Origin of the sequence: Streptomyces rimosus subsp. rimosus (genome assembly GCF_000720725.1) — a bacterium.
Lineage (GTDB): Bacteria > Actinomycetota > Actinomycetes > Streptomycetales > Streptomycetaceae > Streptomyces > Streptomyces rimosus_A.
Map to the genome: position 1 here is coordinate 43,535 of NZ_JOCQ01000044.1, position 21,612 is coordinate 65,146.

Genomic DNA, 21,612 nt, shown 5'->3' on the forward strand with positions numbered 1-21,612 from the left:
CGGTCCGTATGTCATCGGGTCACCACCTGTACCAGCGGGTACGTCCGCCGCCCGCGCTCGTCGTACGGAACAGGAAGCCGAGCAGCCACACGACCAGCACCGCGACGGCGACCCACCACAGGGCCTTGAGCGCGAAACCCGCGCCGAACAGGATCAAAGCCAGAAGCAGTACCAAAAGAACAGGAACCATGTGATTCGCACCTCCGCTGCTCCGAGTGCCCCCGGCGCGGGGTGTTATTCCCCCTGGCTTGACGAACCTCGGTCAACAGCCGGTGCTGTCCGGCCCGTCCGGCCGGTCGCCGGTGACCCGGATCGTCAGATCGTTGTCGAGCGTGTAGTACGGCCCGATGCGCAGCTGTCCGGCGGGGCAGCCGACGGGCAGCGCCGGATGGACGAAGATCGCCTTCTTCTCCGGTACGTCGTCCAGCAGCCGGGCGATGCGGACCGGCTCGGCGCCCTCGGCCGCGCGCAGCCACAGGTCCCAGCGCTCGTTGTCGCCTCCCCAGCGCTCCGCGAGCGGCACGTACGGCAGCGTGAAGGTGAATTCGGGGCCGTCGCCGGTGAGCGGGACGGTGACGACGGGGCCCGCTTCATCCGCTTCATCCGCTTCCGGGGCGCCCCCGCGGAGCCTGGCCTCGGCGCACGCGCCCGGCCCGAGGACGGCGCCGTACAGCCGGCCGGTGACCGTCGTGCCGCCGGCGTCCACGACGATGTCCGCGGCCTCCGCGTGCGGTCCCCGCAGCCAGCTGCGCAGCGCGAGGCTGCCGGACCGGGTGGTGTACGGGATGCGCACGCCCAGCCGGCCGATACCGGCCAGCGGGCGGCGGTCGACCAGCGAGCGCAGGTCGTTGTCGCCGGGCAGCAGCCGCTGCGGGTCACGGCCGTCGCCGAGGTCCGCGTAAACGTTCCAGCGCCCTTCGGGCAGGGCAACGGTGCTGGGCAGGACGGCGCGCAGCCGTCCGGAGCCGTTCGGGCCGAGCGGCAGCCGCAGCTCCTCGTGGGCCGCGCTGCAGTCGCCGCGCGGGCGCAGCACGAGCGCCGCGCTCCAGACCGGGCGGGTGCCCTGGGGCGCGGTGATGTCGAAGGTCAGGCCCCCGGCGGAGTCCGCGATGCAGTCGGCGCGCAGCGGCTGCGCGGCCGGGGCCGCTTCGCCGGCGCCGTGCTCGGCCGCCGTGGCGTCCGGGGCCGCGGGACCGGCGGCCGGGGCTTCGGTGATCACGGGAGCGACGGCTTCGGTACCGGCCGGACCGGCGCCCGTCGCGGGCAGTTGCGTCGACGCGTTCATACCGTCCGCACCCCTCTCACAGCGGCTCGCGCCGCGTCCTTGGTTGCGTACGCCCCGTGCCCCGGAGCCGGGTTGTACGTCGTCCGGTTCGTCCCCCCGATGCCGTCGGCGTGGTGAAACAGGAATGAGCTGTGCATCTGTCCTGCGTTCCGTCCCCGTGTCCTTCGGTCGTCGGCGGACGCGTCCGGTTCGTCCGACCCTTGAACGGGTAGACCACGGGCCTCGGTTCCGGGTTGAGGGCTTTCGCCAACTTGTTCCGAAAGAGTTAGGACATCGGTAGCGACATCACGGAACTTTCCTGCATCACTGATCGTCGTATCCGTGCCGTGCCGCGCCGTGCTGTAACGCCACAAGCTAGGCGGTCACGGGGCGTCCCGTCACGAGGTGTGCAGCCTTCAACTTGGCACGCTGTGCCGTGCGATACCGACACGCCGGACCGCGGGTACCGGCCGGGCACTCAGGGCCGGTAGGGCAACTGCGGCACGGTGAAGCAGGTGGTGTCCATGTCGCCCTGGGTGACCCAGCCGCCCCTGCCGCCGCGCGCTCCGTCCCGCCAGCGGGCGACCGACAGACAGGTGCGGTCGGTGGCCGGCGGCTCGGGCCGCGGCCGGAACGAGGCGGGAAGCAGCAGGCCACGGGCGGTGTAGGGCGCGCCGTCGGCGACGAAGCGCTCCACGCACGCGCGGGTGAGCCGCGCCCCGCACGAGCGCGCCGCGTCGGCGAACCACATCGCCGCCGCCCAGCCCTCCAGCTGCCACTGCGACAGCGGCCCGCCCTTGGCGTAGCGGGCCATTCCGGAACGGAATTCCCGTACCGCCGCGCTGCCCGGCCCGCTCCCCTGATCGTCGTAGTTGCGGCTGGCACCCGTGGCCCACAGAGCGTTGCGGCAGCCCGGCGAGTCCTTGTAGTCCTTGGCAACCACATCCGACCAATTCTGCACATTCGTGACTTTCGCAGTGGGCCGGACGCCCGCCGCGTCCATCGCCTCGCACAGCCGCGCGTTGCCGTGTGTGTCCAGCGCGTCGAAGACCAGGTCGGCGCCCCGGTCGCGCAGCCCGGCGGCGACCGCGGGGAAGTTGGGCAGCGCGAAGTCGACCTGCTCGGTGGTCACGTCGTACCCCTCGGCCTCCAGGCCGCGCACGATCAGCCGGGCGTACGCGGCGGAGGCCGCCTGGTTGTAGGAGACGACGGCGGCGCTGCGGGCCTTCTGGACGCGCTTGAAGTAGCGGTAGACCTCCGTGCCGCCGTAGAGCGTGCCGCCCCAGCCCGGAGCCTTCCCGTCCCGCGGCGCCTGGCTGCCGTAGATCCCGTACAGGTGCGGATACGTGTCGTACGCGGCGCCGACCGGCTGCCCACCGATGTCGGGGACGCCGGCGGCGGAGACCCGCGGTGCGCCCGCGTAGTCCAGCGCGGTGGTCGCCACCAGCGCGAACACCTTCTTGTCGGTGAGCAGTTCGCGCACGCACTCGTTGTTGCCGACGCCGCTGCCCCCGTCGTCGCAGGTGACCGGGCGCACCGGCCGCCCGTTGACGCCGCCCCCGCGGTTGAGCGCGGCGAAGTAGGCCAGCGCGCCGTCCCGCGGTCCGGTGAACGCCTCGCCGCCCACCGGGCTCGTCGTGCTGGTGATGATCCCGACGGTGACCGGCTCGCGCGCCGCGCCGGTCGCGGGCGCGCTCCGGCGGTTCTCGAAGGCGCTCTCCGGGAGCCTGCTGCCGCAGGCCGCGGTCAGCGCGAGCAGTAGCGCCGACGCGGCGGCACCGGCCGCCTCAGCAGCCCGGCGCGCTCGCATTGCCGCTCATGCCCACCAGCGCGCACAGCGTCTTGAGGGAGACCTTCCACACCTTGTCCTGGTAGACGGAGACGCCTTTGGCGTTCGGCAGCGCGGTGGCCTTCTTGAGGGTGAGGCTGTACGTCACATCGGCCTCGGTCGCCGAGGTGAACCGTACGGCGGACACCTGCGCCCCGACCTGCCGGCCCCGCTGGTCGCCGTTGAACGCCTCCAGCAGCAGCTGGAGCTGCTCGCCGTTCTGGAGGTACTTCGCCTTCTCGGCGTTGGACGAGTTCGGGTCGAAGAACTTCCGCCAGTTCTCCTTGATCTCCCGCTCGGCGGCGGCCGGGTCGGCCGGGGCGTTGCCCGTCGGTGTGCCCGTACGGGACTGCCCCGAGCCGGAGGCCGCGCCGCTGGGCGCCGGCTGCCCGCCGTCGTCGGCGTCCCCGCACCCCGCGGTCCCGGTCGCCACCAGCAGCACCGCCGCCACCAGCGCCGGAACCCGCCGCGCGGAGCCCCCACGGAACGTCATGTACACCACCGCCTGTCGTCGCGACCGCCCGGAGCCGGTCTGGCACAAGCCTTCAAGGTGCTGTTCCCACAGGGCATAGTGGCGCTATTCGCCGAAAGTCGCGAGGGGGCGTGATGCGCAACGCGCGGACACGGTCCGGCGCGCGCCTGGTGCCGTGGGGCGGCTGGGCGGCGCTGGCGGGCGGGGCGGTGCTGTGCGCGGTCGGCTGGTACGGCGTCTCCGGCGAGCGGTTCGCCGAGCGCCAGATCCCGTTCCTGGCGTCCTGCTCGATCCCGGGCGCCGCGCTGATCGTCGCGGGCGCGGTGCTGGTGGCGCGGGGCGACCAGGGACTGGCGGCGGCCCGGGTCGAGGAGCTGTACGGGCTGCTGGTCGCGTACGGGGCCGACGGGACACCGCCCGGCGCGCACGGCCCCGCGGCCGCGCGGGAAGCCGTACCGGACGACACCGGTCCACCGCTCGCCGTACCCGGCGGAACGCTCCTGCACCGGCCCGGCTGCCCGCTCGTGGCAGGCCGCCCGGACGCCCGGCCCGTGGGCGAGCCGCCGGAAGCGGGGCCCGCGGCAACGCTGACGTCCTGTCCCGTCTGTGAGCCCGGCGGCGCGCGGCGGTGAGCTCGCTCTCGTACGACCTCACCCTGGCGGGCCTCGCGGTGGGCAGCGCCGCCGCGCTCACCGGCATCGGACTGATCGTCACCTACCGGGCCACCGGCGTGCTGAACTTCGCGCACGGCGCCGTCGCCATGGTGTGCGCCTATGTCCTGCGGCAACTGGCGGCCTGGCACTGGCCGCTGCCGCTCGCCGCCGCCGTCACCCTCCTCCTCGTCGCGCCCGGCATCGGCCTCGCGCTGGACCGGGCCGTCTTCCGCCCGCTGGCCGTCAGCGGTGCGGGCCCGGCCCGCACCCTGGTCGCCTCGCTCGGCGTCTTCGTCCTCCTGGTCGGCGGGGCGGGCCTGTTGTGGGGGCCGGGGGCGCGCGCGGACGCGCCCGCGCTGCTGCCCGACGACCCCTGGGTCCAGCTCGGCACCGCCGTCACACTGGCCGCCGGGGTCGCCGCCGTCACCCGCTGGTCCCGCTTCGGGCGCGAGCTGCGCGCCGTCGTCGACAACCGGCCGCTCGCCGTCCTCGGCGGCATCGACGCCGACCGGGTCGCCGCCGCCGGCTGGGCCTTCGGCTCCTTCACCGCCGGGCTGACCGGCATCCTGCTGGCCCCGCTGCTGCGCCTGGACCCGTACGGGCTGCCGCTGCTGGTCATGGAGGTGATGGCGGTCGCGGTGGCCGCCGGGCTGCGCAGCCTGCCGGTGGCGGTGGCCGTGGCGCTGGGCATCGGCGTCGCGCAGAGCCAGCTCACCCGGCTGCACCCGGGCGGCAGCCTGGAGCCCCTGGTGCAGGCCGTGGGCGCCAATCTGTTCGTGGTGGCGCTGCTCGTCGCGGCCCCGGCCCTGCGCGGGCTCGGCTCCGCCCGCACCCCGGCCGCGTCCGACGGCACCGGCGCCGCCCTGCGCACCGGCCCGCTGCCCGACCACGACGGCCGCGCCTGGCTGGTCTGCGGCATCCTCTTCCTGCTGCCCCTCGGCTTCGCGGGCGGCGACCTGCGCACCGCCGTGCAGGTACCGGCGCTCGGCGTGGTGCTGCTCTCCCTGGTCGTGGTCACCGGGCGCGGCGGCCAGATCTCGCTGGGGCAGGCCGCGTACGCCGGGCTGGGCGCCCTGTTCACCGCGCTGCTCGCGGCCGGCCGCTTCCCGGGCGTACCGGCCGTCCCCGGACTGCTCGCACTGCTGCTGGCCGTCCTGCTGACCGCGCCGCTCGGCCTGCTCACCGGGCGGCCCGCGCTGCGGGGGCACGGCCTGGCAACAGCCCTGGCCACCCTGGCCTTCGGCGTCGCGGTCAGCCGGTTCGTCTTCGACCAGCCGTACGCCACCGCCGGCCTCACCCTGGACCGCCCCGCCGGCTTCGCCGCCGACCGCGCGTACTACGTCCTGGAACTGGTGCTGCTGGGCCTGGCGCTGCTCGCCGTGGCGGCGCTGCGCCGCGGTCGCACGGGGCGCGCGCTGGCCGCGATGCGCGATCACGAGCCAGGGGCGGCTGCTGCCGGAGTGCCCGTACCGGCACTCAAACTGGCCGCCTTCGTGGTGGGCGCCGCGCTGGCCGCGCTGGGCGGCGGCATGCTCGGCATGGCGCTGCGCGCTTTCGACGCCGCGTCCTACGACCCGGTGCGCGGCCTGCTGTGGTTCGCGGCCGTGGTCGTCCTCGGCGCCGACAGCCTGCTGGGCGCGCTCACCGCCGCGGTCCTGCTGGTCGGCCTGGACGCGGGGGCCGCGGGCGGTGCCGCCGCCGCGGTGATCGGCGTGCTCGCCGTACTCGCCGGCCGCCTCCCGCACGGCCCGTACGCGGCCCTGCGCGGCACCGCGGCCCGCCTGTTCGCGGCCCCGGAGGTGCGGCTGACTCCACTGGGCGCGGAGATGCGGGAGCGGTTGGCGGTGGTGCGGGGCCCGGTACGTACGGGGACCGAGGGCCGTACGCCCCGTACCCGTACGTCCGAAAGCCCCCCGCCGGCCGTACGCCGACCGCGCCCCCGCCCCGCGCCTCCACCGCTCTCCCCCACCCCCGCCGGCCGCCTCACCGCCCGCGCCGTCCGGGCCCGCTACGACGGCTTCACCGCTGTGGACGGGGTGGACCTGACCGTCGCACCCGGCCGGATCACCGCGCTCATCGGGCCCAACGGCGCGGGCAAGAGCACCCTGTTCCACTGTCTGTGCGGCACCCTGCGCCCGGCCGGCGGGCGGGTGCTGCTCGACGGGGCCGACATCACCCGCAGGTCCGCCCACGCGCGAGCCCGCCTCGGACTGGCCCGGACCTTCCAGCAGCTCGCCGTGTTCGAGGGGCTGAGCGTGGCCGAGAACGTGCGGGTGGGTGCCGAGCAGAGCGGCGTGCTCGATCCGGCCGCCGCCACCGCGCGTGCGCTGGATCTGCTCTCCCTCGACGGGCCGCTGCGTTCCGCGCCCGTCGCCGGGCTGGACACCGGCACGCTGCGCCGCGTCGAGCTGGCGCGCGCCGTCGCGGGCCGTCCGCGCACCCTGCTGCTGGACGAGCCCGCGGCGGGTCTGGACAGCGCGGAGGTCGCGGCGCTGGCCGACGTGCTGCGTACCCTGGCGGCGGACGGCACGGCGCTGCTGGTCGTCGAGCACGACCTGGACCTCGTCGCCGGACTGGCCGACACGGTGTACGCGATGGCGGCGGGCCGGATCGTGGCCCGCGGCCCCGCACGCCAAGTCTTGGCGGAGCCGAGCAGATCAGAGGGGCTGGCCGAGCCGAGCAGATCAGAGGGGCCGGCGGAGCCGAGCAGACCAGCGGGGCTGCCGGAGCCGGGCGCGTGAGCGTCGAGGTCGCTCTGTGCGCGGCCCGGGTCCGCTACGGCTCACTGGAGGCCCTGCACGGTGTCGACCTGCTCGTCCCCGCCGCCCGCGTCACGGTGCTGCTCGGGCGCAACGGCTCGGGCCGCACCACGGCCCTGCGCGCGCTGGCGGGCACCGTGCCGCTCACCGCAGGACGCGTCATGTGGCGCGGTACGGACATCACCCGGGTCCCCGCCCACACCCGTGCGCGCCGCGGGCTGACCCTGGTGCCCGACCGCAGCGCGGTGTTCGGTTCGCTGTCCGTCGCCGAACAGCTCGGTCTCGCCGCGCCGAACGGAGTCATCGGCCCGGCACTGGACGCCTACCCGCCGCTGCGCGCGCTCCTCGGCCGCCGGGCGGGCACGCTGTCCGGCGGCGAGCAGCGGATGCTCGCCGTGGCGCGCGCGCTGGTCGGCACCGCCCGGCTGCTCCTCCTCGACGAGCCCACGCAGGGCATGTCGCCGGAGACCACAGCACGTACGTACGCGCTGTTCGGCGACCTGGCGGCCGCCGGGCGCACCGTCCTGGTCGCCGAGCAAGCGCTACCGCCCGGCCTGTGCCGGGCGGCCACCATCGCGTACGTCCTGCGGCGCGGCGGCGTCGCCTTCAGCGGCGAGCCGGCCGAGGCCGCCCGCTTCCCGGGACCCGGCGGTCCGGAGTCCTCACCCCGGCGGTGACCCGCCGGGCGCCAGGCTCCGCTTGCCGAGTCCGTACCGCTTGGCGCAGTACGGCCAGGCCGCCCAGCCCTGCACGCGCTGCACGCGGCGGGCGACGGCGATCTGCTGCTCGCGGGTGGCGAGGTCGGCGCGCGGCGCGTAGGCCAGGCCGCCGTGCTCCTTCCAGGTCGACTGCCGGAACTGCAGTCCGCCGAAGTAGGTGTTTCCGGAGTTCTTGCGCCAGTCGCCGCCGCTCTCGCACTCGGCGATGCAGTTCCACACTCCCCGGGACAGGGAGCAGCCGGCCGGGGACGGCAGGTGCTGCTCCGTGTCCCGCGCTTGCGCGCCGGAGGGCACGCACAGCAGGACGACGGCCGGTACGAGGGACAGGACGGCCGCTCTGAGGCGGCCTGCTTTCGCGAGACGCTTGAGCTTCAGCGAGCGAAAAGTACGGGACATCGGCTCACGCTAGGCAGGGGTCCGGGCGTGTCGCCTCCGCCGCGCCTCCAACGGTGTGACGCCCCACCCGGCCGGTGGACGACCGGATGGGGCGTTCGGCCTACCCGGGGACGGGGAGCCGGCCCGTGCCGGTTCCCGCGGGCGCCCGCGGGAACCGGGCCGCGTCCCCCACGGCTCAAACGCTGAGCCGCTGCCCCGGGACGATCAGGTGCGGGTTGCCGCCGATGGCGGCCCGGTTCGCCGCGTACAGCCGTTGCCAGCCCGTGTTGTGCGCGGCGGCGATGGAGCTGAGCGTGTCGCCCGGGCGCACCGTGTACCCGCCGCCGGAAGCGGCCCGGATGCGGCCGCGGTCGGCGTGCCCGCCGGTACCGCGCGCCTGCTTGCCGACCTTGGCGCGCACGTCCCGGCGGACGTCCTTGCGCACGTGCCGCTGGGCGCCGCTCCGGTCCGACCGGTGTGCCTTCGGCGCCTTGGGGGCGCTGCCGTGAGCACCGGCGCGGGCGGCGCAGGTGGGCCAGGCGCCCCAGCCCTGGTTGGCCTGGACCCGGGAGGCCACGGCGATCTGCTGGGCGCGGCTGGCCTGGGCGGCGGTCGGCGCGTAGGCCCCGCCGCCGTGCGCGCGCCAGGTGCTGTGGGTGAACTGCAGGCCACCCGAGAAGCCGTTGCCGGTGTTGATGTGCCAGTTGCCGCCGCTCTCGCAGCGGGCGATGCGGTCCCACACTCCGGCGTCCGCCGCCTGCGCCGGACCGGCGGTGGCGGCCACCAGCGCGAGCGGGGCGATCAGTGCCGCCCCGGCCAGCGCGGCGATGTCACGACGTATGACGCCCTTCGTGAAAGGCATGGAATCCCTCTCCACGGCCCCGGGTCTCCCCCGGGTGTCGCGGCGCCGGCGCGTCGGGCGCCCGCGGTCCGCGGCACCCCGCCCGCCGCGGGGTGGTGCTGAATGGTGCTCGGTGGTGCTGCGTGCGGTGCATCCGGTGCCACACGACGCGGCTCTCGTGCCGTGCCGTGCCCGGCGTACCGGCCGTGGTGCGGACCGGTGGTGGAAGCGGACGGCGGGCGTCCCCGGGTGGTGCTCGGTGCACACGGCCGGAGAATGTAGGAAGGCTGACGCCCCGTTATCAACCACGCCGCCGTCCCGCCTGGCCAGTCGGGCGTTACCGGAGGTATCGGCCAATTTCGGCCACCCACTTGATTCCCCGATTTCCGCATATATCCGCCAGCCACTCCGGCGATCTGTGACCCAGTTCACCGCCGGAACTTCCGTGTCCCCCGCAGCGGATGGCAGGGAGTGAGCGGTTCCGGGCCGCATCTCACGCTGCGCTTCGAACGGTTCGGTTCCGCACCCGGCCGCGCGTGACCCCGGCCACAGATCGCCCGTTGTCCAGGTACGAGCCGGGGACCGCCCGGCAAGCCCGCGCAACGATCGAGGAGCCATCCGTGCCGCGCATGCTCGACGTCAGTGACGACGTACGCGCCGAGATCGGTGACGAAGAAGCCGACCGCCTGCTGGCCGGTGGCAACGCCCCCGGCAACTACGACTGCACCTCCTGCCGCACCCCCGGCGACAGCGACCAGGAGCGCACCAGCACCGTCCTGTTCGTGGGCGAGGAGACCGCGGTGCTCGCCTTCGCGCACGCGTCGTGCATCCCCTCGCAGGTCGTGCCGGTCTCCGAGGAGCAGCTGCAGGGCGCGGTGCGCTCCATCACCGGCGCGGACGGCGGCCCCGACGGGGCGCAGGCGGCGCCCTCGGGCCGCGCGCCCGCCACCCCGTTCGCCGCGCTCCCGGGCGAGCCCCGGCAGGCGACACTCGGTGTCACCTGCGGGCTGGTCCTGGTCGAGAACGACCTGCGGCCGGCGCTGGTCGTCGAGCCCGCCGGCGCCATCGCCCGCCCCGGCTCCACCGAACCGGGCGACGCGTTCCTCCCGCTGCTCCTGGAGCACGGCTTCGCCCCGGTCACGGACATGTCCGTCATGCCCGCGACCAACCCGGGCTGGTCCGTACTGCTGGCCGCCGGGCGGCTGCACGCCATCCTGCAGCCGGGCAGCGACGGCGGCCAGCCCGTCTCCTGGTGGCAGGCGCATCAGCCGCTGCCCGTCTCGGAGGGCTGGCGCACCGCCGCCGGCAAGGCGCAGACCGTGCTGGTGTACGCGGCGCCGGTCGGCGCCATCGGCCACCAGCCGCGTGAGGACCTGATGCGCGAGGCCATGGAGAAGGCCACCGCCGAGGGCAAGCTGGTGGCCGCCGTGCTGCCGCTGGCGGGCACCTGACGCACAAGCCCGCGGTCTCCTGGTGGACGACCGCGCCGGAAGGCCGCCCCGCGCCGTGCTCACATCGAGCGGCGCGGGGCGGCCTTCGGTGCGGGCGGGCGCCGACCGTGAGCCGGTCGCGCGCTCCCGCCGATCAGCCGATTCTTCACCAAGGCCGCATCCAGGGAGCATCCGGGTCGTTGGCACAGACGTGCATCCATACGACCCGTCCACCCGCGTCCCGTATCCCTACCAAATCCCCGGCATGCGCCCGTCGCACGACGCGACCACGGCGACCGTGACGGCCCCCCACGCCGCCCCCGCCTCGGCCACGCCGATCTACGACTCGCTGTACGCCGAGTACCGCCGCTCCTTCCGGGCGCTGCCGGGGGACCGTACGGGCGAGGAAGGGCTGAGCGCCGAGGCGATGCGGAGCATCTGGGGCCGTACGACCACCGCGACCGGTCACCTCCCGTCGCCCGGTCACTGGGAGCCCGCCTCCCGCCAGCCGTACCACGGCCACCCGCAGCACGCGGGCGGCCCCGTGCGGAACCACTTCCCCCCGGCGCTGCCGCCGGCCCCCCGCGAGTACCGGCCGCACGGGCACTGACCGGTCCGAACGGCGGGCGTGGCCGTACGCCCGTACGCCCGTACGCGAAAACGGTGGCGGGGCGGCCCGGGAGCCGCCCCGCCACCGTTCACCGCCGATCTGCCGGCGATTACTTCTTCTTGCTGCGCTTCTCGCGCACCCGCACCGAGATGTGGATCGGCGTCCCCTCGAAGCCGAACTCCTCGCGCAGCCGGCGCTCGACGAAGCGGCGGTAGCCGGCCTCCAGGAAGCCGGAGGCGAAGAGCACGAAGCGCGGCGGCTTGGTGCCCGCCTGGGTGCCGAAGAGGATGCGCGGCTGCTTGCCGCCCCGGATGGGGTGCGGGTGGGCGGCGACGATCTCACCGAGGAAGGCGTTCAGCCGGCCGGTGGGCACCCGGGTCTCCCAGCCCTCGATCGCCGTCTCGATCGCCGGGACGAGCTTGTCCATGTGGCGGCCGGTGCGCGCCGAGACGTTGACCCGCATCGCCCACGGGATCTGCACGAGGTCCCGCTCGATCTCCCGCTCCAGGTAGAAGCGGCGCTCCTCGTCGAGCTGGTCCCACTTGTTGTACGCGATGACCAGCGCGCGGCCCGCCTCCACGGCCATCGTGATGATCCGCTGGTCCTGGACGCTGATGGACTCGCTCGCGTCGATCAGGACGATCGCGACCTCGGCCTTCTCCACGGCGGCCGCGGTGCGCAGCGAGGCGTAGTAGTCGGCGCCCGCCTGGAGGTGGACACGCTTGCGAATGCCCGCGGTGTCCACGAACTTCCAGGTCTTGCCGCCCAGCTCGATCAGCTCGTCGACCGGGTCGCGGGTGGTGCCCGCCATCTCGTTGACGACCACCCGCTCCTCGCCGGCGAGCTTGTTCAGCAGCGAGGACTTGCCGACGTTCGGGCGGCCGATCAGCGCGATCCGGCGCGGCCCGCCGAGCGGGGTGCCGAAGAGCTGCTCGGGCGCCTCGGGCAGCGCTTCGAGGGCGGCGTCGAGCATGTCGCCGGTGCCACGGCCGTGCAGTGCGGAGATCGGGTGCGGCTCGCCCAGGCCCAGCGACCACAGCATGGCGGCGTCGGCCTCGCCGGACGGCCCGTCCACCTTGTTGGCGACCAGCACGACCGGCTTGCCGGCCCGGCGCAGCAGCTTGACCACGGCCTCGTCGGTGTCGGTGGCGCCGACCTTGGCGTCCACCACGAAGACCACCGCGTCGGCGGCCTCGATCGCGAACTCGGCCTGGGCGGCCACCGACGCGTCGATGCCGAGGACGTCCTGCTCCCAGCCGCCGGTGTCGACGACCTTGAAGCGGCGGCCGTTCCACTCCGCCTCGTAGGTGACCCGGTCCCGGGTGACGCCCGGCTTGTCCTCGACGACCGCCTCGCGGCGGCCGATCATGCGGTTCACCAGGGTCGACTTGCCGACATTGGGGCGGCCGACGACGGCGAGGACGGGCAGCGGGCCGTGCCCGGCCGCGGCGATGTCGCCCTCGACCTCCTCCAGGTCGAAGCCCTCCTGCGCGGCGAGCTCCATGAACTCCGTGTACTCGGCGTCACCAAGCGCACCGTGCTCGTCGCCGGTGGGGATCTGGTCGTTCATGAAGTCCGTTCCTCGTTCTCCGTCAACGGCGCCCGCTCGTGCGCGGGCGCCCTACAAGTCTCGTTCAGTGCCCGGTCAGGCGCCTGGCCTGGGCAAGGTGAGCGGTCAGCCGCTCCTGTATCCGTACGGTCGCCGCGTCCAGCGCCGTACGGGTGCGCCGGCCGCTGCCGTCGCCGGCCGCGAACGCGTCGCCGAAGACCACGTCCACGCGGCTGCGCAGCGGCGGTACCGCCTTTATGGCCCGGCTACGGCGCTCCGCGCTGCCCAGCACGGCCACCGGCACCACGGGGGCGCCGGAGCGCACCGCGAAGTACGCCAGCCCGGCGCGCAGCGAGGCGAAGTCGCCCTCGCCCCGGGTGCCCTCCGGGAAGATCCCCAGCACACCGTCGTTCTCCAGCACGGCCAGCGCGTCGGTGACGGCCTTGCGGTCGGTGCCGGAGCGGTCCACCTTCAGCTGGCCGATGCCGAGCAGGAAGGGGTCCAACGGGCCGACGAATGCTTCCTTCTTGATCAGGAAGTGCACCGGCCGGGGCGCGGTGCCCATCAGCATCGGGCCGTCCAGGCCGTGGGTGTGGTTGACCGCGAGGATCACCGGCCCGGTGGCCGGAACCCGCCAGGCGCCCAGCACCCGGGGCTTCCAGAGCCCGTACATCAGGCCGATGCCGATCCGCCGCCCGACCGCGGCGCCGGCCGCGCTGGGCGTCCGGTCCCCGGCCGCGGCCTGTCCGCTGCGCGTCACCGCGCCGCCTTCGCGGCCATCGCCGCCTCGGTGAGCGTGACCACGCACTCCACGACCTGGTCCAGCGTGAGGTCGGTCGTGTCCACCTCGACCGCGTCGTCCGCCTTGGCCAGCGGCGAGGCCTTCCGGGAGGAGTCCGCCGCGTCCCGCTTGGCCAGCGCGGCCTGGGTGGCCGCCAGGTCGGCGGCGTCCTTGCCGGTCAGCTCGCCGCTGCGGCGGGCCGCGCGGGCCTCCGGCGACGCGGTGAGGAAGATCTTCAGGTCGGCGTCGGGCAGCACGGTGCTGCCGATGTCCCGGCCCTCGACCACGATGCCGTGCGGGGCCGCGGCGGCGATCTCGCGCTGCAGCTCGGTGATGCGGGTCCGTACCTCGGGGACGGCGCTGACGGCGCTGACCGCCGAGGTGACCTGCTGGGTACGGATCGGGCCCGCGGCGTCCAGCCCGTCCACCGTGATGGTGGGCGCGGCCGGGTCGGTACCGGAGACGATCACGGGCTTGGCCGAGGCGTCCGCCACGGCGACGGCGTCGTTCACGTCGACGCCGTTGTTCAGCATCCACCAGGTGATCGCGCGGTACTGGGCACCGGTGTCCAGGTAGCCCAGCCCGAGCCCCGCGGCGACGGCCTTGGAAGTGCTGGACTTCCCCGTGCCTGCGGGGCCGTCGATGGCGACAATCACTGCGGCCGGGGCGGTCCGGGCGGGGGTTTCCACGGTGTCGGGCACCTTCCTCGATCACGGGGCGGGACGGGGGCCGCCGCACGGGGCCCCGCACAAGGTTACTGGCAAGCAGGGGCGCCCCGTGCAGCCCGTACGCCCCTGCCCGGGAGCGCGGGCGGCCGGCCCTACCGCCGTATCGACCAGCCCCGCTCGCGCAGCTCCGCGGCGAGCACCGGCGCCGCCTGCGGCTCGACCATGAGCTGGATGAAGCCCGCCTGCTGGCCGGTGGCGTGCTCGATCCGTACGTCCTCGATGTTGACCGCGGCCCGGCCGGCGTCCGCGAAGATCCGGGCCAGTTCGCCTGGCTGGTCGCCGATGTGCACCGAGACGATCTCGTACGCGGCCGGTGCCGCGCCGTGCTTGCCCGGCACCCGCTCGCGGCCCGCGTTGCCGCGCAGCAGCACGTCCTCGACTCCGCGGGCGCCCGCGGCGCGCGCCTCGTCGTCGGCCGCCTCCAGCGCGCGCAGCGCCGCCACCGTGCGCTCCAGGTCGGCCGAGACCTCGCTGAGCACGTCGGCGACCGGGCCGGGGTTGGCGGAGAGGATCTCCATCCACATGCGGGGCGCGGAAGCGGCGATCCGGGTCACGTCCCGGATGCCCTGCCCGCACAGCCGTACGGCGGTCTCGTCGGCGCCCTGGAGGCGGGCGGCGACCAGGCTGGAGACCAGCTGGGGCGTGTGCGAGACCAGGGCGACGGCCCGGTCGTGCGCGTCCGCCTCCATGACGACGGGCACCGCGCGGCACAGCGCCACCAGCTCCAGGGCCAGGTTGAGCACCTCGGTGTCGCCGCCCTCGGCAGGGGTGAGGACCCAGGGCCGGCCCTCGAAGAGGTCGTCGGTCGCGGCGAGCGGCCCGGAGCGCTCCTTGCCCGCCATGGGGTGGGTGCCGAGGTACGCCGACAGGTCGCAGCCCATCGCCTCCAGCTCGCGGCGCGGGCCGCCCTTGACGCTGGCCACGTCGAGGTAGGCGCGGGCGGCGCCGCGCCGGATCGCGGCGGCCAGCGTCGGCGCGACGTGGGCGGGCGGCACGGCGGCCACGGCCAGGTCGACCGGGCCCGGCGGCTCCTCGGCCGTGCCGGCGCCGAGCGCGGCGGCGGTCTCGGCCTGCGCCGGGTCGTGATCGGCCAGGTACACCTGGATGCCGCGGGACTGCAGCGCCAGCGCGATGGAGGTGCCGATCAGGCCGGTGCCGATGACGAGCGCGGTCCTCACTGGGCGATGTCCTTCCGCAGGGCACCGGCGGCACCGAGGTAGACATGCGCGATCTCGGCCTTGGTGCGCCCGGTCTCGACGTGCGCCAGGACGCGCACCACGCGCGGCATGGCGCCCGCGATCTCCAGCTCCTGCGCGCAGATCAGCGGTACGTCGGTGATGCCGAGCTGCCGGGCGGCCACCGCGGGGAAGTCGCTGTGCAGGTCGGGGGTGGCGGTGAACCACACGCTGATCAGGTCGTCCGCGACCAGGCCGTTGCGCTCCAGGACGGCGGTCAGCAGCGCGGACACCTGCTCGTGCATGTGCCCCGCTTCGTCGCGTTCCAGTTGCACGGCTCCGCGCACCGCTCGTACCGCCACGTCACCGCTCCCCTGGGTTCCACCTGCGGCGATCGCCGCCGATTCCTGCGCGCAAGCCTAGCCAGATCCCGGCCCCGAGCACGAAGCCGACCGGTCCGCGAGACACGGACCGGCCGGTGGTGGAACGCGGGCGCCTGCCCTCAGGGCCGTCCGACGGCCCGGGGGCGCCGGGCGACGAGGTCCTGGAACGCCGGGTCCTGCGGGATCTCGCCGTCGGGCGTCAGCCGGTCCACGGCCTGCGGCAGCGCGTGCGCGAGCTGCTCCGCCGCCTCCTGGGCGCTGACGCCGTTCTCGTCCGCTATCCGCCGCAGGGTCTCGCCGGGCAGCGCCTTCTCGACCTGCTCGGGGGTGACCGGTTCGTTGGCGCCGCGGCCCACCCAGGAGTGCGCCTGCCGACCCAGCTCTCCTTGCAGGAGCTTGCCGAGCACGACCTGTATGCCGCCACGGCCGCCGGGACCGCCTCCGTGGCCGGGGCCGCCGTGCCCTCCCGGGCCGGTGCCGCCGAGCGCCCCCAGCAGCGATCCGACGAGGCTTCCTCCCGCGCCGCCCTGGCCGCCGCCGGGCAGCCCGCCCATCAGTCTCCCGAGGTCTGGTGATCTCGTCATGTCCGTGCTGCCTTTCCGCGCATTACCGGCATTACTGGCAATTTCGATGAGGACCGCGCGACGAGTGACTTCATTCCAACGTACCGACGCCCGGGGTTTCCGCCACCCGAAACCGGCTGGCGCAGACCTCTCCCACCAGCCACAATCCCCCTCATGCCGACCTCCGCCGCAGACCACGCCCTGGTCACCGGCCACACCGTCTACGCGTGCGTCATGGGCTCGCGCGCCTTCGGGCTCGCCACCGACGCCAGCGACACCGACCGGCGCGGGATCTACCTCGCGCCCACCCCGCTGTTCTGGCGCTTCGAGAAGCCGCCGACGCACGTCGAGGGGCCGCGCGAGGAGGAGTTCTCCTGGGAGCTGGAGCGGTTCTGCGAGCTGGCGCTGCGCGCCAACCCGAACATCCTGGAGTGCCTGCACTCCCCGTTCGTCGAGCACGCCGACGCCACCGGCCGCGAACTGCTCGCGCTGCGCGGCGCGTTCCTCTCCCGCGAGGTGCACCGCACCTTCACCGGCTACGCGGCCGGCCAGCGCAAGAAGCTGGAGGCGGACGTACGGCAGCACGGCGCGCCCCGCTGGAAACACGCCATGCATCTGCTGCGGCTCCTGCGGACGGCCCGCGACCTGCTGCGTACGGGCGTGCTCACGCTGGACGTCGGCGAGGCGCGCGAGGACCTCCTCGCCGTCAAACGCGGCGAGGTCCCCTGGCCCGAGGTCGAGCGCCGCATGGCCGTACTGGCCGAGCAGGCCACGGCGGCCGAGCCCGGCTCCCCGCTGCCGCCGGAGCCGGACCGCCGCCGCGTCGAGGACTTCCTGTTCCGCACCCGGCGCGCGTCAGCGCTCCGCTGCGCCGAGGCGGGCGCGCACGAGGAGGTCGTGTAGCGCGTCGTGGCCGCCGGGAGCGTCCGGCAGCGCGGAGGCGGCCTGCGCCGCGTCCAGCCGGCCGTGCAGCTCCGCCACGTCCGCCCGCAACCGCTCCGGGTCCACCAGCTCGGCGGCGGACCCGTGCTCCGCCTCGGCCTTGGCCGCGATCAGCTCCGGTACGTACGAGGGCGCCGGCATCAGCCCGGCCAACGTGGGCAGATGGGCCAGCACCTGCCCACTGCCCATCAGGTGAATGCCGGTCAGCAGCACCCGCAGCGTGTACAGCAGCGGCTTCAGCTCCCCGGTCTTCTCGAAGAGGCGCCACTGCGTGTTGGCGAAGCCCCGGTAGTGGTGGGCGTGGTGGCCGGTGAGGACCGCGGGCGCCAGCGCGACCAGTTCCTCGTGCAGCGCGCTCGTGCGCACCACCAGCGGCGAGAGCAGCTGTTCCAGCACATAGCCGTTGCGCCGCAGCATCAGCCGCGCGAACTTGCGCAGGTCGTGGGTGACGAGGTCGACTTCGACGCCGTCCCGGTCCGCCATCCAGGAGCGGGTCTCGTCCGGCTCCCGCAGCCCGACCAGCGCGGCGGCGGGCAGCAGGTGCGCCCCGCGCAGGTCCACGTCCGAGTCGCGGGACGGGAAGCCGTACAGATGCGCGCCGGAGACCGTCGCGAAGACCAGCGGGTCGCCCTCCCCCGCCGTCACCTCACCCAGATCCAGATCGGGTAGCCCGGCCGCCCGCAGCACCGCAGCGTCCCGCCGCGTCCCGTCAGACATCCCACACCTTCCCCAGTGCCAGCAGCTCGTCGCGGTACTCGATACGGCCCGCCCACTCCTCGGGCCACGCCCCGGCGCCCAGGCGGGCGCCCGCGAAGGCCCCGGTGAGGCAGGCGATCGAGTCCGAGTCGCCGGACGAGCAGGCGGCGCGGCGCAGCGCGGTCAGCGGCTCGTCGGGGAAGAGCAGGAAGCACAGCAGTCCGGTGGCGAGCGCCTCTTCGGCGATCCAGCCGGCGCCGGTTGCCAGGCAGGGGTCGGGCTCCGGGTCGGGGGCGCGCAGCGCGGCGTCCAGCCGGTCCAGCACGCCGAGGCAGTCGTCCCAGCCGCGCGCGATGAAGTGCTCCGGGGACGGGTCCTGGGCGTATCGCCACAGGTCACCCAGCCAGTCGGCCCGGTAGACCGTACGGCTCCCGACCGCGTACGAACGCAGCAGACCGCTCAGCTCCTCCGGCCGCGCGCCCTCCGCGAGCACGTGCACGGCGTACGCGGTGAGATCGCTGGCGGCCAGCGCGGTCGGGTGCCCGTGCGTGAGCGCGGACTGGAGTTGCGCAGCACCGGAACGCTGCTCCTGGCTCAGCCCCGACACCAGCCCCACAGGAGCCACCCGCATGTTCGCGCCGCACCCCTTCGAACCGACTTGGGCGGCCTCCACCCACGGCCGCGCGGGGTCGCTGAGCAGCTGACACGCCCGGAGGCAGGTGTTGCCGGGCGCCCGGTTGTTGTCCGGCGAGCGCCACCACTCGACGAACTTCTCCCGTACGGGCGGGACCAGGTGCGCGGCGTCCAGCCGGCCGACGCCGCCCGCGCTCGCCGCAGCCTTACGCAGGGCGAGCCCGAGGGCGATCGTCATCTGCGTGTCGTCGGTCACATACGCGGGCGCCGGCAGCGCCATCTCCCGCCACGGCCCGCACTGGGCCAGGATCGCGGACACATCCAGGAACTCGGTCGGATACCCGAGCGCGTCACCGAGCGCGAGCCCGATGAGCGAACCGGTAGCGGCGGACGCCATAAAAAGAACCACCCCTTAATCGTCACAGTGACAATAAGAGGTGGTCCCGCGGCCCCGCAAGGCCGGCACCGAGCGCCGGCGCTTACAGATCGACCTCCCGCATCAACATCCCGACCTCGGTGTTCGTCATCCGGCGCAGCCAGCCGGACTTCTGGTCGCCCAGCGAGATCGGCCCGAAGCTCGTCCGCACCAGCTTGTCGACCGGGAAGCCCGCCTCGGCCAGCATCCGGCGCACGATGTGCTTGCGGCCCTCGTGGAGGGTCACCTCGACCAGGTAGTTCTTGCCGGTCTGCTGCACCACGCGGAAGTGGTCGGCGCGCGCGTAGCCGTCCTCCAGCTGGATGCCGTCCTTCAGCTGCTTGCCCAGGTCGCGCGGGAGCGGGCCCTGGATCGCGGCCAGGTAGGTCTTCTTCACGCCGTAGCGCGGGTGGGTCAGCCGGTGGGCCAGCTCACCGTGGTTGGTGAGCAGGATGATGCCCTCGGTCTCGGTGTCCAGCCGGCCCACGTGGAACAGCCGCGTCTCGCGGTTGGTCACGTAGTCGCCCAGGCACTGCCGCCCGTCCGGGTCCTCCATGGTCGAGACCACACCGGCCGGCTTGTTCAGCGCGAAGAAGAGGTACGACTGCGTGGCGACCGTCAGGCCGTCCACCTTGACCTCGTCCTTCTCCGGGTCCACGCGCACGCCCTGCTCGGTGACGATCTGCCCGTTGACCTCGACGCGCGCCTGGTCGATCAGCTCCTCGCACGCCCGGCGCGAGCCCATGCCGGCCCGGGCCAGCACCTTCTGCAGGCGCTCACCCTCCTGGTCGCCGAACGTCTTCGGCGTCTTGATCTGCGGCTTGTTGTGACGCGCGCGGTTGCGCTCCTCGACCTGCGCGTCGTACTCACGCGGCCGCGCCGGAGCCTGCCCGCGGCCACGCTGCTGCGGGCCCTTGCCGCCCGGCTTGCCGCCGCCCTTCGGGCTCGTACGGGGGCCACCCTTGGCGCCGCCGCGGGCCGCCGCGCCGCGGCCCTTGCGCTCGCCGCCGCGCTCCGGGGCGCCGCCGCCGGAACCGCCGCGGCCCGCGCCCTCGCCCACGTCGTAGCGGCGCTCCTCGGGACGGGGCCGGCCGGCGCGCTGCTGCTTCTCGTCCTTCTTGTTGCCCGCACCCCGGTAGTTGCCCCTACCGGCGTCCCTGTTGTTCCTGCCGCTGCTTCGCATCAATGATCCGTCTGAGAGTCGTCGCCGCTGTCGTCTACGTCGAACGACAGAACACCTTCCCGGGAGTCGCCCTCGACCGCCTCCGCCTCCGGGAGGAAGGGAGCGAGCTCCGGGAGCTCGTCCAGGCCGCGCAGGCCCATCCGCTCCAGAAAGTAGTTCGTCGTCCTGTACAGGATCGCACCTGTTTCGGGTTCCGTCCCCGTCTCCTCCACCAGACCCCGCTGGAGGAGGGTGCGCATCACGCCGTCACAGTTCACACCACGTACGGCCGAGACACGGGAACGGCTGACCGGCTGACGGTACGCGACCACGGCCAGAGTCTCCAGCGCGGCCTGCGTCAGCCGGGCCTGCTGCCCGTCCAGCACGAAGCTCTCCACGGCGTCCGCGTAGGCCGCCCGGCTGTAGAACCGCCAGCCCCCCGCCACCAGCCGAAGATCGAACCCGCGCCCCTGCCGCGTGTACTCCTCCGACAGCTCCCGCAGGGCGAGCGCCACGGCGCGGCGGGGCCGCTGGAGCACCCTGGCCAGGTGTTCCTCGGTCGCGGGCTCGTCCACGACCATGAGCACCGCCTCCAGCGCGGGCCCGAGATCCAGCTCATCGAGACCCAGCGCGCCTACGGGGCCTGCGGCCCCGGACGGTTCCGAGTTCTGGACCGGGTCGACGTTCCGGACCGGGTCGACCTCGACCGGGTCCTCCTCCACGCCGCTCACCCTGGCTGCACCTCCGCCATCTCATCCTCACTCCCACCGGCCCGCGCGTCCCGCTGCCCCGCCTCACGGTCGAACTCGTCCGTGACCACCGGTTCGGCCTCCGTCCCGCCCGTCCAGCGGACCGTCAGCGCCCCCAGTGCCTGATCCTGGTCCAGCTCCACCACCCGCTCCCGGTACAGCTCCAGCAGCGCCAGGAACCGCGCGACGACGGTGAGCGTGTCGGGCGCGTCCGCCGTCAGCTCCGCGAAACCGGCCGTACCGGCCGCACGCAACCGCGCCACCAGCACCTCGGCCTGCTCCCGTACGCTCACCAGCGGCGCGTGGATGTGGTCCACGTACACCTGCGGCCGCGCCTTGGGCTGCATGGCCTTCACGGCCAGCCTGGCGAACCCCTCGGCCCCGATGCTGATCACGACCTCGGGCAGCAGCTCGGCGTGGTGCGGCTCCAATCCGACGGTACGGGGGTAGCGGCGCCCCTCGTCCTCCAGGCGCCCGCTGAAGATATCCGCGATGCGCTTGTACGCCCGGTACTGCAGCAGCCGCGCGAACAACAGGTCACGCGCCTCCAGCAACGCGAGATCCGCCTCGTCCTCCACCTCGGCCACCGGCAGCAGCCGGGCCGCCTTCAGATCCAGCAAGGTCGCCGCCACGACCAGGAACTCGGTGGTCTGGTCGAGGTCCCAGTCCGGCCCCATGGCCCGGATGTGCGCCATGAACTCGTCCGTCACCTTGGACAGGGCGACCTCGGTGACGTCCATCTTGTGCTTGGAAATCAACTGAAGCAGCAGATCGAACGGCCCCTCGAAGTTCTCCAGCCGAACAGTGAACTTCCCGTCCCCGGCCTCACCGTCCGCGACTGACGGGGCGTGGTCTTCGGTGGTGGGCATCGTGATCCAGGGGGAG

23 protein-coding genes are annotated in these 21,612 nt (G+C 74.1%); 6 read left to right on the forward strand and 17 right to left on the reverse strand.

Annotation, left to right across the window (positions count from 1 at the left end):
• Positions 1-19: 19 nt before the first annotated feature.
• From IH45_RS0122945 to IH45_RS0122960, 4 genes are all read right to left on the reverse strand, one after another.
• The gene (locus IH45_RS0122945) at positions 20-190 is read right to left on the reverse strand and encodes a hypothetical protein (RefSeq protein ID WP_003986593.1); all 171 of its coding nucleotides are present in this window, start codon (positions 188-190) and stop codon (positions 20-22) included.
• 72 nt (positions 191-262) lie between these two features.
• Positions 263-1,285, reverse strand: a complete 1,023-nt coding sequence (locus IH45_RS0122950) for a hypothetical protein (protein WP_032918118.1) — start codon at positions 1,283-1,285, stop codon at positions 263-265.
• Between the two features lie 457 nt (positions 1,286-1,742).
• Entirely contained in the window at positions 1,743-3,074 is a 1,332-nt protein-coding gene (locus tag IH45_RS0122955; RefSeq protein WP_030671496.1) for an ABC transporter substrate-binding protein, read from the reverse strand.
• Positions 3,052-3,585 (reverse strand): hypothetical protein, encoded by a 534-nt coding sequence (locus IH45_RS0122960; protein ID WP_030671499.1) that lies wholly within the window; start codon positions 3,583-3,585, stop codon positions 3,052-3,054. Before IH45_RS0122960 ends, IH45_RS0122955 begins: the two co-directional genes overlap by 23 nt.
• 113 nt (positions 3,586-3,698) lie before the next feature.
• Here IH45_RS0122960 and IH45_RS0122965 point away from each other — a divergent pair, with 113 nt between their 5' ends.
• Genes IH45_RS0122965 through IH45_RS0122975 form a run of 3 tightly spaced genes read left to right on the forward strand, consistent with a single transcriptional unit; the run spans position 3,699 to position 7,653 of the window.
• Positions 3,699-4,196 (forward strand): hypothetical protein, encoded by a 498-nt coding sequence (locus tag IH45_RS0122965; protein ID WP_234440635.1) that lies wholly within the window; start codon positions 3,699-3,701, stop codon positions 4,194-4,196.
• Positions 4,193-6,958 carry an ABC transporter permease subunit gene (locus IH45_RS0122970; RefSeq protein ID WP_050515093.1) on the forward strand — a complete coding sequence of 922 codons (2,766 nt, stop codon included), beginning with the start codon at positions 4,193-4,195 and terminating at the stop codon, positions 6,956-6,958. Before IH45_RS0122965 ends, IH45_RS0122970 begins: the two co-directional genes overlap by 4 nt.
• Positions 6,955-7,653: an ATP-binding cassette domain-containing protein gene (locus IH45_RS0122975; RefSeq protein ID WP_030671506.1), complete on the forward strand. Its 699-nt coding sequence runs from the start codon at positions 6,955-6,957 to the stop codon at positions 7,651-7,653. Before IH45_RS0122970 ends, IH45_RS0122975 begins: the two co-directional genes overlap by 4 nt.
• Here the strand turns inward: IH45_RS0122975 and IH45_RS01000000143990 are convergent.
• Complete coding sequence (locus IH45_RS01000000143990; RefSeq protein ID WP_050515094.1) at positions 7,639-8,091, reverse strand: transglycosylase family protein; 453 nt, start codon at positions 8,089-8,091, stop codon at positions 7,639-7,641. The genes IH45_RS0122975 and IH45_RS01000000143990 overlap by 15 nt on opposite strands.
• A 175-nt stretch (positions 8,092-8,266) precedes the next feature.
• Positions 8,267-8,932 carry a LysM peptidoglycan-binding domain-containing protein gene (locus tag IH45_RS0122985; RefSeq protein ID WP_030671508.1) on the reverse strand — a complete coding sequence of 222 codons (666 nt, stop codon included), beginning with the start codon at positions 8,930-8,932 and terminating at the stop codon, positions 8,267-8,269.
• Between the two features lie 599 nt (positions 8,933-9,531).
• Here IH45_RS0122985 and IH45_RS0122990 point away from each other — a divergent pair.
• Positions 9,532-10,362: a hypothetical protein gene (locus IH45_RS0122990; protein ID WP_030671509.1), complete on the forward strand. Its 831-nt coding sequence runs from the start codon at positions 9,532-9,534 to the stop codon at positions 10,360-10,362.
• 244 nt (positions 10,363-10,606) lie between these two features.
• On the forward strand, positions 10,607-10,951 hold the full coding sequence (locus IH45_RS0122995) for a hypothetical protein (protein ID WP_050515100.1): 345 nt from the start codon (positions 10,607-10,609) through the stop codon (positions 10,949-10,951).
• A 109-nt stretch (positions 10,952-11,060) separates the two neighbouring features.
• Here the strand turns inward: IH45_RS0122995 and der are convergent, their stop codons facing one another.
• From der to IH45_RS0123025, 6 genes are all read right to left on the reverse strand, one after another.
• Positions 11,061-12,521: a ribosome biogenesis GTPase Der gene (gene der, locus IH45_RS0123000; protein WP_003986579.1), complete on the reverse strand. Its 1,461-nt coding sequence runs from the start codon at positions 12,519-12,521 to the stop codon at positions 11,061-11,063.
• Between the two features lie 64 nt (positions 12,522-12,585).
• Complete coding sequence (locus IH45_RS0123005) at positions 12,586-13,173, reverse strand: lysophospholipid acyltransferase family protein (RefSeq protein ID WP_234440636.1); 588 nt, start codon at positions 13,171-13,173, stop codon at positions 12,586-12,588.
• 83 nt (positions 13,174-13,256) lie between these two features.
• Positions 13,257-13,970 carry a (d)CMP kinase gene (gene cmk / locus IH45_RS0123010; RefSeq protein WP_030671516.1) on the reverse strand — a complete coding sequence of 238 codons (714 nt, stop codon included), beginning with the start codon at positions 13,968-13,970 and terminating at the stop codon, positions 13,257-13,259.
• Between the two features lie 131 nt (positions 13,971-14,101).
• Positions 14,102-15,187 carry a prephenate dehydrogenase gene (locus IH45_RS0123015; RefSeq protein WP_030671518.1) on the reverse strand — a complete coding sequence of 362 codons (1,086 nt, stop codon included), beginning with the start codon at positions 15,185-15,187 and terminating at the stop codon, positions 14,102-14,104.
• Positions 15,184-15,546: a chorismate mutase gene (gene aroH, locus IH45_RS0123020; protein WP_030671527.1), complete on the reverse strand. Its 363-nt coding sequence runs from the start codon at positions 15,544-15,546 to the stop codon at positions 15,184-15,186. Before aroH ends, IH45_RS0123015 begins: the two co-directional genes overlap by 4 nt.
• A 140-nt stretch (positions 15,547-15,686) precedes the next feature.
• Positions 15,687-16,151 (reverse strand): YidB family protein, encoded by a 465-nt coding sequence (locus IH45_RS0123025; protein WP_030671528.1) that lies wholly within the window; start codon positions 16,149-16,151, stop codon positions 15,687-15,689.
• Between the two features lie 153 nt (positions 16,152-16,304).
• Here IH45_RS0123025 and IH45_RS0123030 point away from each other — a divergent pair, with 153 nt between their 5' ends.
• Complete coding sequence (locus IH45_RS0123030; RefSeq protein WP_030671531.1) at positions 16,305-17,033, forward strand: nucleotidyltransferase domain-containing protein; 729 nt, start codon at positions 16,305-16,307, stop codon at positions 17,031-17,033.
• Here the strand turns inward: IH45_RS0123030 and IH45_RS0123035 are convergent.
• The 5 genes from IH45_RS0123035 to IH45_RS0123055 all read right to left on the reverse strand — a co-directional run bounded on the left by IH45_RS0123035 (position 16,986) and on the right by IH45_RS0123055 (position 21,596).
• Complete coding sequence (locus IH45_RS0123035) at positions 16,986-17,789, reverse strand: nucleotidyltransferase domain-containing protein (protein ID WP_050515096.1); 804 nt, start codon at positions 17,787-17,789, stop codon at positions 16,986-16,988. The two genes, IH45_RS0123030 and IH45_RS0123035, sit on opposite strands and share 48 nt — an antisense overlap.
• On the reverse strand, positions 17,782-18,798 hold the full coding sequence (locus IH45_RS0123040; RefSeq protein ID WP_030671537.1) for an ADP-ribosylglycohydrolase family protein: 1,017 nt from the start codon (positions 18,796-18,798) through the stop codon (positions 17,782-17,784). Before IH45_RS0123040 ends, IH45_RS0123035 begins: the two co-directional genes overlap by 8 nt.
• Positions 18,799-18,880: 82 nt before the next feature.
• A complete protein-coding gene (locus IH45_RS0123045; protein ID WP_030671538.1) occupies positions 18,881-19,999 on the reverse strand; it encodes a pseudouridine synthase in 1,119 nt (372 codons plus the stop codon).
• Positions 19,999-20,607: an SMC-Scp complex subunit ScpB gene (scpB, locus tag IH45_RS0123050; RefSeq protein ID WP_050515101.1), complete on the reverse strand. Its 609-nt coding sequence runs from the start codon at positions 20,605-20,607 to the stop codon at positions 19,999-20,001. The genes IH45_RS0123045 and scpB overlap by 1 nt, the downstream gene beginning before the upstream one ends.
• A gap of 98 nt (positions 20,608-20,705) precedes the next feature.
• Positions 20,706-21,596, reverse strand: a complete 891-nt coding sequence (locus IH45_RS0123055; RefSeq protein WP_050515097.1) for a segregation and condensation protein A — start codon at positions 21,594-21,596, stop codon at positions 20,706-20,708.
• Positions 21,597-21,612 lie beyond the last annotated feature (16 nt).

What these genes read in the sequence shown, in the direction of transcription:
- IH45_RS0122945 (WP_003986593.1), bottom strand. Translation starts at nt 190, where the DNA reads ATGGTTCCTGTTCTTTTGGTACTGCTTCTGGCTTTGATCCTGTTCGGC.
- IH45_RS0122950 (WP_032918118.1), bottom strand. Translation starts at nt 1,285, where the DNA reads ATGAACGCGTCGACGCAACTGCCCGCGACGGGCGCCGGTCCGGCCGGT.
- IH45_RS0122955 (WP_030671496.1), bottom strand. Translation starts at nt 3,074, where the DNA reads ATGCGAGCGCGCCGGGCTGCTGAGGCGGCCGGTGCCGCCGCGTCGGCG.
- IH45_RS0122960 (WP_030671499.1), bottom strand. Translation starts at nt 3,585, where the DNA reads ATGACGTTCCGTGGGGGCTCCGCGCGGCGGGTTCCGGCGCTGGTGGCG.
- IH45_RS0122965 (WP_234440635.1), top strand. Translation starts at nt 3,699, where the DNA reads ATGCGCAACGCGCGGACACGGTCCGGCGCGCGCCTGGTGCCGTGGGGC.
- IH45_RS01000000143990 (WP_050515094.1), bottom strand. Translation starts at nt 8,091, where the DNA reads ATGTCCCGTACTTTTCGCTCGCTGAAGCTCAAGCGTCTCGCGAAAGCA.
- IH45_RS0122985 (WP_030671508.1), bottom strand. Translation starts at nt 8,932, where the DNA reads ATGCCTTTCACGAAGGGCGTCATACGTCGTGACATCGCCGCGCTGGCC.
- IH45_RS0122995 (WP_050515100.1), top strand. Translation starts at nt 10,607, where the DNA reads ATGCGCCCGTCGCACGACGCGACCACGGCGACCGTGACGGCCCCCCAC.
- der (WP_003986579.1), bottom strand. Translation starts at nt 12,521, where the DNA reads ATGAACGACCAGATCCCCACCGGCGACGAGCACGGTGCGCTTGGTGAC.
- IH45_RS0123005 (WP_234440636.1), bottom strand. Translation starts at nt 13,173, where the DNA reads ATGTACGGGCTCTGGAAGCCCCGGGTGCTGGGCGCCTGGCGGGTTCCG.
- IH45_RS0123025 (WP_030671528.1), bottom strand. Translation starts at nt 16,151, where the DNA reads ATGACGAGATCACCAGACCTCGGGAGACTGATGGGCGGGCTGCCCGGC.
- IH45_RS0123030 (WP_030671531.1), top strand. Translation starts at nt 16,305, where the DNA reads ATGCCGACCTCCGCCGCAGACCACGCCCTGGTCACCGGCCACACCGTC.
- IH45_RS0123035 (WP_050515096.1), bottom strand. Translation starts at nt 17,789, where the DNA reads ATGTCTGACGGGACGCGGCGGGACGCTGCGGTGCTGCGGGCGGCCGGG.
- IH45_RS0123040 (WP_030671537.1), bottom strand. Translation starts at nt 18,798, where the DNA reads ATGGCGTCCGCCGCTACCGGTTCGCTCATCGGGCTCGCGCTCGGTGAC.
- IH45_RS0123045 (WP_030671538.1), bottom strand. Translation starts at nt 19,999, where the DNA reads ATGCGAAGCAGCGGCAGGAACAACAGGGACGCCGGTAGGGGCAACTAC.
- IH45_RS0123055 (WP_050515097.1), bottom strand. Translation starts at nt 21,596, where the DNA reads ATGCCCACCACCGAAGACCACGCCCCGTCAGTCGCGGACGGTGAGGCC.